Source organism: Isoptericola sp. NPDC019693 (assembly GCF_044389085.1).
In the GTDB taxonomy this organism is placed as follows: domain Bacteria; phylum Actinomycetota; class Actinomycetes; order Actinomycetales; family Cellulomonadaceae; genus Isoptericola.
Genome location: NZ_JBIRXP010000001.1, coordinates 420,311 through 436,354 on the forward strand (window position 1 = coordinate 420,311; position 16,044 = coordinate 436,354).

The window sequence follows — 16,044 nt, forward strand, 5'->3', positions numbered from 1 at the left end:
TCTGTCGGCCCGGCGGGCGGGGCGCCCGGGGGACAGACTGCCGCCGCTCGCCGTCCGTTCCGGTGCGGGCGGCAACGATCAGGCGAGCAGGTCGTGTCTGTGCCACGTTGTTCGAACCAGTCGAGCAGCGTGCTGGCTTCCTACCAACCACCCCTGGGGTTGCGATGGACGACAAGCTGAAGCTTGCAGGGATACTCCTCGGCGGGTATCTCCTCGGCAGGACCAAGAAGTTGAAGACGGCCGTGATGCTCAGCGCGGCCGTGGCGGGCAACCGCCTGCGGGACGAGTCGGCGCGCGGAGCGCTGCTCGACGGCCTGGGCGGGTTGCGCGACTTCGCGTCCTCGCCGGAGATCAAGCGCCTGACGGGCGACGTGACAGGTCGGCTCGTCGATGCGGGGAAGGTTGCCGCGCTCGCGGCCGTGACCAGCAGGGTCGACGATCTCACCTCCCGGCTCGAGGCCGGCGGCCGACGGGGCAAGGACGACGAGTCCGACCAGTCCGACGACGTCGACGAGGAAGCTCCCGAGGACGAGGCCGCTCCCGAGGACGAGGCTGCCGCCGAGGACGAAAAGGCTCCTGAGGACGAGGCCGCTCCTGACGACGAGGAGGCACCTGCGGACGAAGAGGCCCCTGAGGACGAGGCCGGCCAGTCCGACGACGAGGGCGACGAGGGCGCCGACGACGAGGCTGAGGAGCCCGCGGAGGAACCCGAGGAGAAGCCCGAGGAGAAGAAGGCGCCGGCACGCCGACGCAAGACCTCCGCGTCCGCCCAGAGCGGGACGTCGGCGGCGAGCTCCTCCGGCTCGGGCTCCACGCGGACGCGCTCCGCGTCGTCCGGTTCACGCTCGTCCGGTTCACGCTCGTCCGGCTCGCGCTCGTCCGGCTCGCGCTCGTCGTCGGGGTCCGGCTCGTCCGGCTCGAAGGCGTCCGGCTCGCGCTCGTCCGGCTCGAAGGCATCCGGCTCGAAGTCGTCGGGCTCGAAGTCGACCGGCTCGCGATCCTCGCGCACGTCGTCCTGAACTCGAGCGGAGCGGAGAGAGACATGAGCGAAAGTGCCAAGTCCGCCACGTCCGACGGCGTCGGCGGCCTGATGGAATCCATCGGCGGCCTCGCGCGGGCGTTCGGCGATCGCGCGGTCAGCACCGTCAGCGACAAGGTCGGCTCGGTCACGGACAAGCTGACCGACTACGCCCAGAACCCGGGCGGTTCCGCGGTCGCGGAGGGGGCCAAGACCCTCGCGGAGGGCGGGTCGCCGCTCAAGGCGGGGGCGAAGTCCGCCGTGGCGGCGGTGAAGGACAAGGTGTCCGGCATCTTCGGCGGCGGGGGCGACGGCGGAGGCAGCGGTGGTGGACACCGGTTCATCAACTTCGTCGAGGCGATCGACGTCGGGGCACCGATCGACGTGGTCTACAACGCGTGGACGGAGTACGACACCTGGCCCGACTTCATGAAGAAGGTCGAGAAGGCGCAGCTCGACGAGGACGAGGGCACCGTCTCCTTCGAGGGCAAGGTGTTCTGGTCGAACCGCAGCTGGGAGGCGACGATCGTCGACCAGATCGCCACCCGGCGGGTCGTGTGGGACTCGACCGGCGACAAGGGGACGCTCAGCGGCGCGGTGACCTTCCACCCGTTGGCCGACGATCTGACCCGCATCGTCGTGGTCGTGGAGTACCGCCCGCGCGGCTTCATGGAGAAGGTCGCCAACGTGTGGCGGCCGGTCGGGCGCCGGCTGCGGCTGGAGCTCAAGTTCTTCGTGCACCACGTCATGACCGACGTCGTGCTCCACCCGGACGACCTCGAGGGCTACCGGGCGGAGATCCAGGACGAGGAGATCGTCCGGTCCCACGAGGACGTCGTCGCCGAGCAGGAAGAGAGCGAGTCGGAGGGCGAGGGCGAAGAGGGCGAGGGCGAGGAGGAGGGCGAGGGCGACCAGGACGCCGCGGACGAGGCGTCCGACGAGGAGTCCGACGAGGAGTCCGATCAGGAGTCCGATCAGGAGTCCGATCAGGAGTCCGAGGACGAGCAGCCCGAGGACGAGCAGCCCGAGGAGGAGAGGCCGCGGGCCAGGCGTCGCCGTTCCCGCTGAGCGCGGACCGCATCTGACCGAGCACGCAGCGAGGAGGAACCATGAGTGAGGTCGCAACCCGCCGTTCGGGCGGCTACCTGGACCGCCCCCAGTCGTCGTCGCTGGCCGACGTCGTCAACATCATTCTCGACAAGGGGCTGGTGATCGACGCGTTCGTCCGGGTGTCCGTCGTCGGGATCGAGCTGATCACGATCGACGCCCGCATCGTCATCGCCAGCGTCGACACGTACCTGCGCTTCGCCGAGGCCACGAACCGTCTCGACCTCGAGCAGACCGGGGGCCGAGAGCTGCCCGAGCTGATCGACGACATCTCGGAGAGCGGCTCCAAGGGCAAGACCAAGGGCATGGTCTCCGGCGCCAAGGAGGCGTTGACCGGGGGCAAGGACGACGATGACGGCGACGACGACGAGAAGCCGCAGCGGTCCCGCCGCCGGACCAGCCGCCAGGGGGCCTCGTGACGGTGCGGACCGACGAGGATCCCGTGGTCCGGACGCACGGTCTCTACCTGTACGGGCTCGCACCCGGCGACGCCCGGCTGCCGTCCGGGCTGACCGGGATCGCCGGGCGGGCCGTTCGTGCCGAGCCGTTGGGGAGCCTCCGAGCGGTCGTCTCGGAGGCCCCCGACGACCGGGAGGTGGGCTTGCCGGACGACGTGCGCGACCACGCCCGCGTCCTCGACGCGGTCGCCGAGACCGTCCCGGTGCTGCCCGTGCAGTTCGGCACGCTGGCGACGGCGGGCGCGCTCGACGAGGCGGTGCCGGCCGACCAGCAGGACCGCCACGCCGCGGACCTCCGCGCCCTCGCGGGTCTGGTCCAGATGACCGTGTCGGCCCGGTACCGCGAGGAGGCCGTGCTGGCGGAGCTCGTCGCCGAGGACGCCGAGATCCGTCGGCTGCGCGAGCGGACGCGAGGGCGGGACGAGATGGCCACGTATGACGAGCGGATCCGGCTCGGCGAGCTGGTCGTCGCGGGGTTCGACGCCCGGCGACCCGCCGACGCCGAGCTGCTCGCCCGCACCGTGGAGCCGTTCGCACGCGCGACCAGCGACCACGAGGTGACACGGACGGGCGACGTGGCGGAGCTCGCGCTGCTGGTGCGGCGCGAGGAGGTGGGGGCGCTCGAGGACGCTCTCGAGGCCTTCGCCGCTCAGGTCGCCGACCGTGTGAGCGTGCGTCTCGTGGGACCGCAGGCGGCGTACGACTTCGCCGAGGAGGTGTGAGCCGTGGGTCTCCTCTCCGCGCTCGTCACCCTGCCGCTCGCCCCGGTGCGCGGCGTCGTTTGGGTGGCCGAGCAGGTCCGCTCCGAGGCTGAGCGCGAGCTGTACGACCCGGGCACGATCCGGCGCCACCTCGACGAGGTGGCCCGCGCTCGTGAGGAGGGGACGATCGACGACGCCGAGGCCGACGCGACCGAGCGTGAGCTGGTCGCCCGGCTCATGGAGTCGAGCCGACGACGCCGAGGAGGTGGAGCATGAGCCCGGCACGCAAGGCGCAGGCGCACGACACCCCGGCGCGGCGCCGCCGACCGCCCGCGACCCACGAACCGGAGGACGCCCAGCAGGAGTCGTCCTCGGACGAGTCGCCCGAGGACCAGCCCGAGGACCAGCCCGAGGGCGACGAGCCCGCGGACGAGGATCCTGAGGGCGAGGAGCCTGAGGGCGAGGACGCGACGGACGACGAGCCTGCGGACGAGGAGCCAGAGGGCGAGGACGCGACGGACGACGAGCCCGCGGAGGAGGAGCCTGAGGGCGAGGAGCCCGTGGACGACGAAGCCGTGGACGACGAGCCTGAGGGCGAGGAGTCCGGCGACGACGAGGACGAGGACTCGACGTCGGGAGCACCCGAGCCGCCGTCCGGCGGGCTGGACGCGCAGGGCGCGGCCCGGCGTGCCGTCCAGCACCTGCGGGAGCTCACCCACCACCGGCCCGAGGGGGTCGTGGGCATCGACCGCGACGAGGAGGGCTGGACGGTGACCGTCGAGGTCCTGGAGGACGCGCACGTGCCCAGCACGTCCGACGTCCTCGCGGAGTACGAGGTGCGCCTCGACGCTGACGGCGGGCTGCGTGGCGTGACGCGCGGGCGCCGGTACGTCCGCGGGCGGACGGAACGGTGACCGCCGCCGCGACGAGACGTCCCGAGGAGAACCAGTCCCGAGGTGAACCAGGAGGGAGCGACGCAGCATGACGGTGGTCCCCGGCTCAGGCGGCCCGGTCGAACCGCAGCGCGCGCGTGAGGGCACCCTCATGCAGGTGGTCGAGACACTGCTCGACAAGGGCCTGGTGGTCAACGCCGACATCATGGTGTCCGTCGCGGGCGTGGAGCTGCTCGGCATCCGGATCCGGGCCGCGCTCGCCTCGTTCGACACCGCGGCCCGGTACGGCCTGGAGTTCCCGGCAGGCACGGACCGGGACACGGTGGCGTGGCAGCAGGCGATCGAGCCCAAGGAGACCTGCCCGAGCTGCGGCAAGACCGCCCCGACGAAGCAGCTGCTCGAGGAGTACTGCCCGTGGTGCGGGTGGCAGAGCGCTCTGACGCAGCGGGGGGACGCCCCGCGGGCCGAGGTCGAGGGCACGACGTCCACCGGCGACGACGAGGCCGACGACGCGGCCGACGACGGGGCCGACGACGGGGCCGACGACGGGGCCGACGATCGGGCCTCGGGCAGGGGCCGACGATGACGGAGACGCTCGCCCGCACCACGCCGTCGCTCCGTGCGGCCCCGGACGAGACAGGCGCGCTGCAGCCGTCCCGCGACCTGCATGCCACGCTGCCCGACCTGCTCGACGCGCTGCTGAACAAGGGCGTGTTCCTCGACCTCGACCTCATCATCACGGTGGCGGACATCCCGCTGATCGGGGTGAACCTCCGGGCCGCCGTCGCCGGCATCGAGACCATGCTCGAGCACGGGATGATGCGCGGCTGGGACGAGCAGACCCGTGCCTGGGTGCGGCAGTCCCTCGCGCGGCACGTACCGCTGGAGCCGGACGAGGAGGTCGTGGCCCGCATGGCGGGCGGGCACCGCCAGGACGAGCCTGCGACCATCTGGCGCCCCGGCACGGTGTACCTCACGACGCGGCGCCTGTTCGTCTGGCGCGCGGACCCGCGGGAGCTGCTGTGGCAGACCGCGCTGGACGACGTGACCGAGGTCGAGGTGCGCACCGAGCTCGCGGTCGGCGGCGAGGAGCGTGAGCGCCTGGCCGTCACGACGCCCGCGGGCACCGCGCTGCTGTCCGCCGCCGCGCCGGACCGGCTCGCGGCGTTGATGCGCCGCGGCGGCACCGGCGGCCCCGCGCGACCCGCCGCGGGTCACCAGGCCCCGGTCTGGTACCGGGAGGAGCGCGCCGGCCCGTCCGTCTGGAGGGGCGGCACCGGCAGCCTTGGCCCGGGCGGGCTGACGTGGCAGGGGACAGGCGACGCGCGGCCCGCTCTCCGTCTCCGCGAGGTCCGGGACGTGCAGGTGCGGACCGGCCGCGCCCCCGTGGGCCGGCAGGTGCTGCTGGTCACGGGCGAGACAGGCACAGTGCGGCTGGCCACCCGCGACGCCGCGTGGGCGCGTGCCCTCGCCGCGGCGGCCCACGCTCCCCGAGGAGGCGACGCATGACGCTGACGATCGACGAGCACAGCCTGAAGAACGGCGTGCTCACCCTGGTGGTGACGCTGGTCGAGGTGATCCAGGAGGCTCTGGAAGGTCAGGCGCTCCGCCGCCTCGAGGGCGGCGAGCTCACCGAGGAGGAGCAGGAGCGGCTCGGCCAGGCCCTGCTCGACCTCGACGACGCGCTCGAGTCCATCAAGGCCGACCACGGCCTCACCGCCTCGGTGGCCGACCTGCGCCGAGGGCTCGACGACGTCGTCGACGACGTCCTGGACAAGCTCGTGAACCCCTCGCAGTGGGTCGAGGACGAGTCCGGGGGCACGCCGCGGGGTCGTGCATGACCGCCGGGACGGACAGCGCGACCGCGACCTCGACCGAGGGCCTGTACGTGTACGCGGTGGCCCGCGGCGCCCCGGACGAGCTCGGCGCGGGCATCGACGGGGCCCCGCTGGAGCGGGTCACGGTCCAGGGCCTGACGGCCGTCGTGCACCGGCACGACGCGACGCCGTACTCCGGCCCGGACGACGACGTGCGCCGGTGGGTCGTGGAGCACAGCGACGTCGTGGACCGTCTGTGGCAGGCCGCGGGTGCGGTGCTGCCGATGAGCTTCAACGTGATCGTCGCGGGCACCACCGCCGATCCCGCACGGGACCGGCTGGAAGCCTGGCTGGGCGAGCACGCCGAGCGGCTGGACGCTCGCCTGGCGCAGCTCGCCGGCCGCGGCGAGCTCCAGGTGGAGATCGGGATCGACCAGCACGAGGCGGCGGCGGGGGACGCCCGGGTCGGCGCGCTGCGCGACGAGCTCGAGTCCCGGCCGCCCGGCGTCCGGCGCCTGCTGACGAAGCGGGTGGAGCAGCTCGAGCGCGAGGTGACCGACGCTCTCGCCGACGAGCTGTACCCCGCGCTGCGCCGCCGCCTCGCCGCGACGGCCGAAGAGGTGACGGAGACCCGCCGCGCGCATCCGCCGGCCGGCGTCGTGCCCGTGCTGGCCGTCGCCCTCCTGGTGCCGTCGGACGGCGTGGAGCGCGTGGGGGTCGAGCTCGCGCGGGTGCGCGACGAGGAGCCCGCCGCCCGCATCCGTTTCGTCGGGCCCTGGCCGCCGTACTCTTTCGCGGATCTCGCCCCGACGACGACCTGAGGTCCCCGCGCCGTCGACGGGCCAGGGCCCGTCCACGGCGGGACAGGTGGGCACGAACCACGACCAGGTGCGTGCAGGAGAGGCCCGGACCAGGGTGGTGGTGTTCGCGTCGAGCAGCGGCGTGCACCCCGACCAGATCGAGGGCGCACCGCCCCTCGGACGGGAGCGATCCATGTTCTTCCATCGACAAGAGCTCCAGCACGCGGCCAAGCCCGAGAAGCCGGACGCCGTGTACGCCCGCAAGCTGCAGGAGGTGCTCGGCGGGCAGTACGGCGAGATCACCGTCGCCATGCAGTACGGCTTCCAGTCGTGGAACGCCCACCTGCCGGGCAAGTACCGCGACCTGCTGTACGGGATCGGGGCCGAGGAGTTCGGGCACGTCGAGATGCTCGCGACGATGATCGCGCAGCTGCTCGAGGACGCCCCGATCGGCACCGTCGAGGGCGCGGTCCAGGACGACCCGACCGTCGCCGCGATCGTGGGCGGTACCGATCCCCAGCACGCGATCGTCGCCGGCGCGGGCGCGCGCCCGGTCGACTCCAACGGCAACCCGTGGTCGGCCGGGTACGTCACGGCGAGCGGCAACCTGCTCGCCGACTTCACGGCCAACGCCAACGCCGAGATGCAGGGCCGGCTGCAGGTGGCACGGCTCTACCACATGACCGACGACGCGGGCGTGCGGGACCTGCTGGCGTTCCTCCTGGCGCGCGACACGATGCACCAGAACCAGTGGCTCGCCGCGGCGCAGGAGCTGCGCGACGAAGGGGTGGAGGACCTGCCGGTGCCGAGCACCTTCCCGCTCGGCAAGGAGGACCGTGACGTGGCCTACCAGTACATCAACTTCTCCGACGGCGAGCAGGCGTCGGAGGGCACCTGGGCGAGCGGGCCGACGCCGGACGGCAAGGGCGAGTTCGAGTACGTCCCCGAGCCGCCCGCCGGTGTCCCGATGCCGGCCCCCACGAAGCCGGACGAGCGCCTGCACGGCACCGTGCCCGGTGCCTCGGGGCTCAAGAAGGCCACCGGCGCCGTCAAGGACGCGCTCCACAAGGAGTGAGGACCACGACCGGCGCCGACGACGTGCTGCGCACGTCAGGGCGCCGTGCCGGACCCCGTTCCGCCGTTGCTGCCGGCGGCCTCACCGGTGGGCTCGGGCTCCGGGGGAGTGGTCGTCTCCTCGTCCGTCGGCTCCGGTTCGGGCTCGGTCGGCTCGTCGGTCGGGGTCGGGTTTGACGTCGGTTCGTCGGTGGGCGTCGGGGTCGACGTCGGCTCGTCGGTGGGCGTCGGGGTGGACGTGGGGGTCGGCGTGGGCGTCGAGGTCTCCGTCGGCGTCTCCGTCGGCGTGGGCGTGCTGGTCGGCGTGGGCGTCGACGTCCGGTCGGGGCGGGAGGTCGGCTCGGCCGGCGCCTGCGTCGGCGTGGAGGTCGGGGTCGGCGTCCGCGACGGCGTGGGGGACGGCGACGGGCTCTGCGTGACCGGGGCGACCGGGGCCGAACCGTCGGTGTCGCGGAAGAGCCAGAACGCCCCTGCGCCGAGGGCCAGCACCAGGAGGGCGGCCAGGACGATCAGCCAGACGCGGCGTGCCCGGGACGGCTCAGGCTCCTCGGCCGCGGGCACGCCGTCGACGGGCGTCGCGGTGGGCGGCTCGGACGGCGGCCCGCCCAGCACCTCGGTGGGCGCCTCCTCGGCGCCGGAGAGGTCCTGCGTCGGCGCGGCGTCGTCCGGCGTGGGCGTCAGGGGCTCGGTCGCGTCGACGGCGCCGAGCATCCGGGTGCGCTGGAGCTCCGCCTCGGCGGCGGCAGCGGCGACCGCGGCCGCCGCCCCCAGCGCCGCCGTCCGGTGCGGGTCCTGGGCGGCGATCTGGCCCATGGTCATGGTCTGGTCGCCGTCCGGCTCGGCCGGCCCCGTGACGGCGGGCGTCACGGGCACCTTCGGCGCACCCGCGAGCAGGGTCGCGACCGTCTCGCCCATCGCGCCGGCGTTCGCGAACCGCCGCGCGGGGTTCTTCGCCATCGCGCGGGCCACGAACCGGTCGACGGCGGTCGGGACGGCGGCCCTCCGCGCCGACGGCGCGGGCACGGGCGCCCCGACGTGGGCGAGCAGCACGTCGCCGGGCCGTGCGCGCTCGTACGGCGGGTGGCCGGTGAGCGCGAAGTACGCGAGCGCCCCGACCGAGTACAGGTCGCTGCGCGCGTCGAGCGGACGGCCCTGGGCCTGCTCGGGCGACATGTACGACGCCGAGCCGGCCACGCGCTCTCCGTCGCCGTCGCCCCCGCCCGGCGCGGTGAGGCCGAGGTCCAGCAGGCCGACCGTCATGCCGCCGTCGTCGCGCCGTTCGACCACGACGTTGCGCGGGCCGACGTCGCGGTGCACCAGCCCTGCCGCGTGCACGGCCTCGAGCCCCTCCAGCAGCCCGGCGACCACGGTGAGCGCCTCGGGCCAGACCAGCCCGGCGCCGGCGGCCAGCTCCGACAGGGGTGTGCCGGGCAGGCGCCGCATGAGCAGCCAGGGGACGGTCGCGCCGGCGACCTCGTCCTCTCCGGTGTCGAGGACCTTCGAGACGCCCGGGTGGTCCACGAGGTCCGACGCCGCGATCTCGCGGGCGAGACTCGCTCGCGCCACCTCGTCGTCGACCAGGTGCGGGTGGAGCACCTTGACGAGGAGCGGCGGCACGTCGGGGGCGGCCGGGGCATCGGGCTCGACGGCGGGCTCGTCCGTGGGCTCGTCCGTGGGCTCGTCCGTGGGCTCGTCCGTGGGCCCGTCCGTGGGCTCGGCGGCGGGCTCGACCGTGCGCTCCGCGTCGCCGGCCTCTCGCCGCGGGATCTCCGCCCCGGGCAGGAGCGACGCCTCGTAGACGGTGTACGTGCCGCCCGTGCCGAGGATGTCGCCCAGCACGTACCTGCCGCCGAGCACGACGTGCCCGCCCGCGGGCACCTCTTCCGGCGTCATGCCGTGCACCGCGGGGCGAGCGGGCCGTCGTGACGGAGGGGCGGACGGACGGGCGTGAGGGTGGCGAACTCGGTCATTTCAGTCATGGGCCATCACAGGATAAGTGGTGGTCGACCGTGTCGCAGTGCGCCCGGTCACGACTCCTGGAGGTCCGCCAGCGCGCTCTCGATGGCCCGGTGGAAGGTGGGGTAGGCGTAGATCAGGTGGCGCAGCTCGGTGACGGGCACCCGGGCCTGCACGGCGAGCGCGAGGACCGCGAGGATCTCGCCGCCCGCGGGTCCTGCCGCCGTCGCGCCGACGAGCACACCCGCGTCCGCGTCCTCGACCAGCTTGATGAGCCCCTCGTTGCCGGGGCCGTGCACGAACCCGCGCGACGACGCCGCGAGGTCGGTGCTCCCGGTGCGGACCGTCAGGCCGGCGTCGCGCGCCCCGGCCTCGGTGAGGCCCACCCCGCCGATCTCGGGGTCGGTGAACGTCACGTGCGGGACGGCGCGGTAGTCGGCGCGCTCCTGCTCGTCGCCGCCCTCGCCGCTGCCCGTGGTCGCCAGGATGTCCGCCACGGCGATGCGCGCCTGGTACATGGACACGTGGGTGAACGCGCCCTTGCCCGTGACGTCCCCGATCACCCAGACGCCGTCCGCCGCACGCAGCCGGTCGTCGACGGGGATCGTGCGGCCGGTGTCGTCGATGCCGACCGTCGCGACGCCGAGCGCCTTGAGGTCGGTGCGCCGGCCCGCGGCCACCAGCAGCCGTTCGGACACCAGCTGCGTGCCGTCGCCGAGGGTCAGGGTGAAGCCGCTGCCGTCGTGCGAGACGGACGAGACCTTGGCGTCGGCGCGCACCCCGATCCCCTCGGCGGCGAAGCGGTCGGCGAGCAGCGCGCTCGCCTCCGGCTCGTCCAGGGCCAGCAGCCGCGGCCCGGCCTCGACCACCTCGACGGCGGTGCCGAACCGGGCGAAGACCTGCGCCAGCTCGCAGCCGATGGCCCCGCCGCCCAGCACGGTCAGCGACGCGGGCGCCTCGGTGGCGCGCACGGCGTCGCGGTTGGTCCAGAAGGGGGTGTCGGCGAGGCCATCGACCGGCGGCACCGCCGGCTCGGTGCCCGGGTTGAGGACGATGCCGCGCGTCGCCCGGAACCGGCGCTCGCCGTCGGCGGTCGCCACGACGACCTCGCCCGGGCCCACGACGCGGCCCCGGCCGCGCACCACGCGCGCGCCGGCCTTCTCCAGGCGTTCGACGGCGGCCGTGTCGTCCCAGTCGGCGGTGGCCTCGTCGCGCACGCGCGCGGCGACGGGCGCCCAGTCCGGGGTGACGTCCACCCGGCCGGCGAGCCTGCCGGCACGACGGGCCTCCGCGAGCGCGTCCGACGCGCGCACCATCATCTTGGTCGGGATGCACCCGTAGTACGGGCACTCGCCGCCCACCAGGCGGGCCTCGACGGCGACGACGTCCAGCCCGGCGCGGGCCAGCCGGCCGGTCGCGTCCTCGCCCCCGGGGCCGGTGCCGATCACCACGACGTCGACGGTCTCGGCGTGCTGCTCGGTCGTCATGCGGTCCTCCTGGATGGGTGCCTGCTGTGCCTGCTGAGGTACGCGGTCAGGCGACGGTCCGGTGCGCCGACCCCGCGGCCAGCGCACCACATCGGCGGGGTCGCCGCGCGGCGAGCGGCGCGTCGGTGGCGCACGGCAGGATGACGGCGTGCACGTCGTCCTGACCCGAGAGCCCGGCGGCACGGTCCGCGTGCACGACGGCGCGCCTCGCGCCGTGCCCGCCGCGGACCTGCGCGCGCTCGTCGCGGCCCGCGAGTCCGACCCGGACGGCGGCCGCGCCCCGCGGTGGACGTGGGACGACACGAACCGCTGGTACCTCGACCTGCTTCGCGCGGGCGTCCGCGTGGAGCGGTCGCACGACCTGCGGCTCGTGCACCGCATCCTGCGGCACTCCACGGCGGCCGCGGGCTCCGCGCTCGCGACGGCGCCCTCCGGGGCGTGGGACGCGATGGCCCCGACGCCCGCCGGCGTCGCCCCGGCCGTCGGCGCCCGCCGGGCGCCGCAGGACGACGCGCTCTTCGACCTTGCGCTGCCGCCGCCGGCCGCCCCCGCACCGGCGGTCGAGGGTGCGGGGACGGACCCGGTCGCGGAGCTGCGGCTCCAGGAGGCGGCGGTCGGCGGCTCGGCGGTGCCCGGGCGGCTGCGGCTGCTCGCGGCGGGGGAGTCGGCGGGCGCGCTCGTCGCGGCGGAGATGCACCACGCGGGACTGCCGTGGCGCGCCGACGTGCACGACGCGATCCTCACCGAGGCGCTCGGCCCCCGGCCGCGCGAGGGGCAGCGTCCCGCGCGGCTCGAGGAGCTCGTGGGGCGGATCCGGGCTGCCCTCGACGCCCCGCCGTCCCTCAACCCCGACTCGCACCCGGACCTGCTCAAGGCGATGCAGTACGCCGGCGTCGGGGCGCGCAGCCTGCGCAAGTGGGAGCTGGAAAAGCTCGACCATCCCGTCGTCGCACCGTTGCTGGAGTACAAGAACCTCTACCGGTTGCTCACGGCCAACGGCTGGCACTGGCTGGACGAGTGGGTGACCGACGGCCGCTTCCGCACCGAGTACGTGGTGGGCGGCGTCGTGACGGGGCGCTGGTCGTCCACGGGCGGGGGTGCGCTGCAGCTGCCGAAGGGCGTGCGACGTGCGGTGGTGGCCGACCCGGGCTGGTGCCTCGTCGTGGCGGACGTCGCGCAGCTGGAGCCGCGTGTCCTGGCGGGCATGGCCGGTGACGAGGCGATGGCGACCGCGGGCCGCGCCGGCGACCTGTACGCCGGCATCGTCGCGTCCGGGGCGGTGCCGACCCGCGAGCTGGCCAAGGTGGGCATGCTCGGCGCGATGTACGGCGGCACCACGGGGGCGAGCGCCCAGGTGCTGCCGCGACTCGGCCGCGAATACCCGCGGGCGATCGCGCTCGTGGAGGAGGCGGCCCGCACGGGGGAGCGCGGGGGCGTCGTGACGACGTGGCTCGGCCGGTCGTCCCCGGCGCCGGGCTCGGCGTGGGACGAGGCGCAGGCGGGCGCGTTCGCCGACGACGCGGGGGCCGACGCCGCGGCGCGGGCCCGGTCGGCGACGCGGTCGTGGGGGCGGTTCACCCGCAACTTCGTGGTGCAGGGCACGGCGGCGGAGTGGGCGCTGTGCTGGCTCGCGTCGATCCGCCGTCGGCTGTGGTCGCTCGGGGTCGCGGAGAGTGTGCGGCCGGGCCGGGCGCCCGCCCCGTTCGCCGACCGTCCGCACCTGGCGTTCTTCCTGCACGACGAGGTGGTGGTGCACGCCCCCCGCGAGCTGGCCGACGTCGTCGCCGCCGAGGTGCGCGCGGCCGCCGAGGAGGCGGGCCGCCTGCTGTTCGGGGATTTCCCGGTCGACTTCCCCCTCACGGTCGCGGCGGTCGACTCCTACGCCGACGCCAAGTGACCGGCCCCGGCTTTAGGGTCGGGCCATGACCACCGGCACCGGAGACAGCACAGCACCGAGCAGCCCTGTCCTGCGCGACGTCGTCACCGCCCTCGAGGGCCTCTACCCGCCGTCGACGGCGGAGGGCTGGGACGCGGTCGGCCTGGTGGTCGGCGACCCGGCGGCGCCCGTGCGCAAGATCCTGTTCGCCGTCGACCCGGTGGCCGCGGTGGTCGACGAGGCGATCGCCTGGGACGCGGACCTCCTCGTCACGCACCACCCGTTGTTCCTGCGGCCCGTGCACTCGGTCGCGGCGACGACGTTCAAGGGCGACGTGGTGCACCGGCTGGTGAGCGCGGGCTGCGGCCTGTACGTGGCGCACACGAACGCCGACGCGGCTCCCCGGGGCGTCGCGGACGCGCTCGCGGACCTGGTCGGCATCACCGACCGGAGCCCGCTGGTCGTCGGGGACGACGGCGACGGCGTGGTCCGCGGGATCGGGCGGGTCGGCCGGCTCGCCGAGCCCACGACGCTGGGCGCGTTCGCCGAGCGCGTCGCCGCCGTCCTGCCCGCGACGGCGCAGGGCGTGCGCGTCGCGGGCGACCTCGACGCCCCGGTCGCGACCGCCGCCGTGGTGGGCGGCTCCGGGGACTCGCTGTTCGACGCCGTCCGCGCGGCCGCCGTCGACGTGTACGTCACCGCCGACCTGCGCCACCACCCCGCCTCGGAGCTGCAGGAGCGCGCGGACTTCGAGGCGGGGCCGGGCGGCACGGCGACGCCGTTCCTCGTCGACGTCGCCCACTTCGCGAGCGAGTGGCCGTGGCTCGCCTACGCCGCCGAGGACGTCGTCACGCGGCTGGGGGAGCGGGCCGCAGCGGGCACCGGGGAGGCTCTCGGAGAAGGTACGGTGACCACGAGGGTGAGCACGATCGGCACCGACCCGTGGACCGCGCGGGTGGCGAGCACCGAGCGCGAGACCGACCGCCCCACCATCTGAATCACTGCGAGAGGACCGCCCGTGGCCACTGCACCCCCCGAGGACCAGCGCCGACTGCTCGAGGTCCAGGCCCTCGACACGCGGATGCAGCAGCTCGTCCACCAGCGCCGCAACCACCCGGCGCTCGCGACCATCGCGGAGCTCGACGGCCGCATCGGCGACCTGCACACCTCGCTCGTCGACTCGCGCACCGCCGTGGCCGACCTCGAGCGCGAGCTCGCCAAGGCCGAGTCCGACGTCGCGCAGGTGCGCACGCGCGCCGAGCGCGACCAGCAGAAGCTCGACTCCGGCGCCCTCTCGGCGAAGGACTCCCAGGCCCTGGTGAGCGAGCTCGAGTCCCTCGCCCGCCGCCAGTCGGTCCTGGAGGACGCCGAGATCGAGGTCATGGAGCGCCTGGAGGCGCACCAGGGCTCGCTCGCCGAGGTCGAGTCGGCGCACGCCGAGCTCGAGGCGGCCAAGGCCAAGGCCACGGCCGAGCGGGACGAGGCCTGGGCCGAGATCAACGCGACCGGGTCGAAGGTCAAGGCGGAACGCGAGGCGGTCGCGGCCGGTCTCGACGCCGGGCTGCTCGCCCTGTACGACAAGCTGCGCGCCCAGCTCGGCGGGGTCGGCGCCGCGGCGCTGCGCGGCGGCCGGTGCGAGGGCTGCCGCCTCGACCTCAACCCCACCGACCTCGCCGCCGCCAAGGCCGCCCCGCCGGAGCAGGTCGTGCGGTGCGAGGAGTGCGGCCGCATCCTCGTGCGCCTGGCGGACGACGGCGCCGGCGCCTGATGGCCCGTCCGTCCGGGGCCAGCCCGGCGGCGGGCGCCGACCTGCGCACCGTCGTCCTGGTGCGGCACGGGGTGACCGAGCTGACCGAGGTGCGCGCCTACTCGGGCGGCGGCGTCCCCGGGCCGTCGTTGACGACGCGCGGGCGCACCCAGGCGGCCCTGGCCGCGGACGCGGTCTTCCGCCTCGGCAAGGACCTGTGGCCCGACCTGCCGCGCGTCGGCGCCGTCGTCGCGTCGCCGCTGGTGCGCACGCTCGAGACGGCCGCCGCGGTCGGACGGCGCACCGGCCAGCACGTGCGCACCGACGACAGGTTCGTGGAGTGCGTGTTCGGCGACTGGGAGGGCCTCGCGCCCGACGCGATCGCCGCCCGCTGGCCCGACGAGCTCGCCGCGTTCTCCACGACGGGCACCGCCCGGGCGCCCGGCGGCGAGTCGTACGCGGACGTGGGCGAGCGGGCGTGGGCCGGGCTGCGCGACGTGGTCACGGCGGCGGACCCCGCGGCGACGACCGTCGTCGTGAGCCACACCGTGACGATCCGCGCCCTGCTGGGGCGGTCCCTCGGGGCGCCCGTGCCGTCGTGGCGGCTGCTGCGCGTGCCGCCGTGCTCGCTCACCGTGCTGCGGTTCGGCCTCGGCGACGACGGCGAGCCGGCGCTCGCGGAGATCACCGCGGCAGGCTTCCCGACCGACGTCTGAGCCTCCGCCGCGTCAGCGCTTCGGCGCCTTGGGCGGCAGCGCGAGGGCGAGGGCCACCCCGCGGTCGACCCAGGCATGCAGCGCGTCGTCGTCGTCGGTCACCGATGCCGCCACCCCGACCATGCCGCGCATGACGCGCTCGCCCATCCGCAACTCGTGCCCCCCGTCCGCGAGGGCCGCGTCGTACCCCTCCGCGCCGACGTGCACCATCAGCTCGTCGCGGGTGATCCCGACGGCCATGCGGGTATTCACCAGGAACGCCAGGCCGCCGAACATCTGCCGTTCGACGAAGTCCGCGCGCTCGGCGACGGCGTCGCGGACGCGGGCGGCGAGCGCCTCGTCGTAGGCCATGCGGCCAGTGTGGCCCGGCCGCCGACGCTGCGCAGGGTGTCGC

At 75.1% G+C, this 16,044-nt stretch carries 18 protein-coding genes; 15 read left to right on the forward strand and 3 right to left on the reverse strand.

All coding sequences use genetic code 11. The features are described from left to right. Nucleotides 1–164: 164 nt before the first annotated feature. The 11 genes from ACH436_RS01955 to ACH436_RS02005 all read left to right on the forward strand — a co-directional run bounded on the left by ACH436_RS01955 (nucleotide 165) and on the right by ACH436_RS02005 (nucleotide 7,869). Nucleotides 165–1,019 carry a hypothetical protein gene (locus ACH436_RS01955; RefSeq protein ID WP_430558492.1) on the forward strand — a complete coding sequence of 285 codons (855 nt, stop codon included), beginning with the start codon at nucleotides 165–167 and terminating at the stop codon, nucleotides 1,017–1,019. A gap of 23 nt (nucleotides 1,020–1,042) precedes the next feature. Then, on the forward strand, nucleotides 1,043–2,086 hold the full coding sequence (locus ACH436_RS01960) for an SRPBCC family protein (protein ID WP_430558493.1): 1,044 nt from the start codon (nucleotides 1,043–1,045) through the stop codon (nucleotides 2,084–2,086). 41 nt (nucleotides 2,087–2,127) lie between these two features. Continuing rightward, nucleotides 2,128–2,544 carry a gas vesicle protein GvpJ gene (gene gvpJ / locus ACH436_RS01965; protein WP_430558494.1) on the forward strand — a complete coding sequence of 139 codons (417 nt, stop codon included), beginning with the start codon at nucleotides 2,128–2,130 and terminating at the stop codon, nucleotides 2,542–2,544. Nucleotides 2,545–2,567: 23 nt separating this feature from the next. Further along, complete coding sequence (locus ACH436_RS01970; RefSeq protein ID WP_430558495.1) at nucleotides 2,568–3,305, forward strand: GvpL/GvpF family gas vesicle protein; 738 nt, start codon at nucleotides 2,568–2,570, stop codon at nucleotides 3,303–3,305. A 3-nt stretch (nucleotides 3,306–3,308) separates the two neighbouring features. Continuing rightward, a complete protein-coding gene (locus tag ACH436_RS01975; protein WP_430558496.1) occupies nucleotides 3,309–3,560 on the forward strand; it encodes a gas vesicle protein GvpG in 252 nt (83 codons plus the stop codon). Beyond that, entirely contained in the window at nucleotides 3,557–4,198 is a 642-nt protein-coding gene (gene gvpO, locus ACH436_RS01980; RefSeq protein ID WP_430558497.1) for a gas vesicle protein GvpO, read from the forward strand. Before ACH436_RS01975 ends, gvpO begins: the two co-directional genes overlap by 4 nt. 136 nt (nucleotides 4,199–4,334) lie before the next feature. After that, nucleotides 4,335–4,763, forward strand: coding sequence for a gas vesicle protein (locus ACH436_RS01985; protein ID WP_430558498.1), 429 nt, complete (start codon nucleotides 4,335–4,337; stop codon nucleotides 4,761–4,763). After that, nucleotides 4,760–5,686 (forward strand): gas vesicle protein, encoded by a 927-nt coding sequence (locus ACH436_RS01990; protein WP_430558499.1) that lies wholly within the window; start codon nucleotides 4,760–4,762, stop codon nucleotides 5,684–5,686. Before ACH436_RS01985 ends, ACH436_RS01990 begins: the two co-directional genes overlap by 4 nt. After that, nucleotides 5,683–6,018: a gas vesicle protein GvpK gene (gvpK, locus tag ACH436_RS01995; protein ID WP_430558500.1), complete on the forward strand. Its 336-nt coding sequence runs from the start codon at nucleotides 5,683–5,685 to the stop codon at nucleotides 6,016–6,018. Before ACH436_RS01990 ends, gvpK begins: the two co-directional genes overlap by 4 nt. Further along, nucleotides 6,015–6,815 (forward strand): GvpL/GvpF family gas vesicle protein, encoded by an 801-nt coding sequence (locus ACH436_RS02000; protein ID WP_430558501.1) that lies wholly within the window; start codon nucleotides 6,015–6,017, stop codon nucleotides 6,813–6,815. The genes gvpK and ACH436_RS02000 overlap by 4 nt, the downstream gene beginning before the upstream one ends. Before the next feature lie 172 nt (nucleotides 6,816–6,987). Then, nucleotides 6,988–7,869: a manganese catalase family protein gene (locus tag ACH436_RS02005; RefSeq protein ID WP_430559133.1), complete on the forward strand. Its 882-nt coding sequence runs from the start codon at nucleotides 6,988–6,990 to the stop codon at nucleotides 7,867–7,869. A 35-nt stretch (nucleotides 7,870–7,904) separates the two neighbouring features. Here the strand turns inward: ACH436_RS02005 and ACH436_RS02010 are convergent, their stop codons facing one another. Continuing rightward, nucleotides 7,905–9,761: a protein kinase gene (locus tag ACH436_RS02010; RefSeq protein ID WP_430558502.1), complete on the reverse strand. Its 1,857-nt coding sequence runs from the start codon at nucleotides 9,759–9,761 to the stop codon at nucleotides 7,905–7,907. A gap of 134 nt (nucleotides 9,762–9,895) precedes the next feature. Beyond that, nucleotides 9,896–11,311 (reverse strand): dihydrolipoyl dehydrogenase family protein, encoded by a 1,416-nt coding sequence (locus tag ACH436_RS02015; protein ID WP_430558503.1) that lies wholly within the window; start codon nucleotides 11,309–11,311, stop codon nucleotides 9,896–9,898. A gap of 148 nt (nucleotides 11,312–11,459) precedes the next feature. Between ACH436_RS02015 and ACH436_RS02020 the strand changes: the two genes are divergently transcribed. From ACH436_RS02020 to ACH436_RS02035, 4 genes are read left to right on the forward strand one after another with little or no spacing between them, the layout of a single operon-like run. Beyond that, complete coding sequence (locus tag ACH436_RS02020) at nucleotides 11,460–13,208, forward strand: bifunctional 3'-5' exonuclease/DNA polymerase (RefSeq protein ID WP_430558504.1); 1,749 nt, start codon at nucleotides 11,460–11,462, stop codon at nucleotides 13,206–13,208. 25 nt (nucleotides 13,209–13,233) lie between these two features. Then, nucleotides 13,234–14,184 (forward strand): Nif3-like dinuclear metal center hexameric protein, encoded by a 951-nt coding sequence (locus tag ACH436_RS02025; protein WP_430558505.1) that lies wholly within the window; start codon nucleotides 13,234–13,236, stop codon nucleotides 14,182–14,184. A gap of 21 nt (nucleotides 14,185–14,205) precedes the next feature. Beyond that, nucleotides 14,206–14,955 carry a zinc ribbon domain-containing protein gene (locus ACH436_RS02030; RefSeq protein ID WP_430558506.1) on the forward strand — a complete coding sequence of 250 codons (750 nt, stop codon included), beginning with the start codon at nucleotides 14,206–14,208 and terminating at the stop codon, nucleotides 14,953–14,955. Further along, nucleotides 14,955–15,650, forward strand: a complete 696-nt coding sequence (locus ACH436_RS02035; RefSeq protein ID WP_430558507.1) for a histidine phosphatase family protein — start codon at nucleotides 14,955–14,957, stop codon at nucleotides 15,648–15,650. Before ACH436_RS02030 ends, ACH436_RS02035 begins: the two co-directional genes overlap by 1 nt. Before the next feature lie 12 nt (nucleotides 15,651–15,662). Here ACH436_RS02035 and ACH436_RS02040 read toward each other — a convergent pair whose 3' ends face one another. Next, nucleotides 15,663–16,001 (reverse strand): TfoX/Sxy family protein, encoded by a 339-nt coding sequence (locus ACH436_RS02040; protein WP_430558508.1) that lies wholly within the window; start codon nucleotides 15,999–16,001, stop codon nucleotides 15,663–15,665. Between the last annotated feature and the right edge of the window lie 43 nt (nucleotides 16,002–16,044).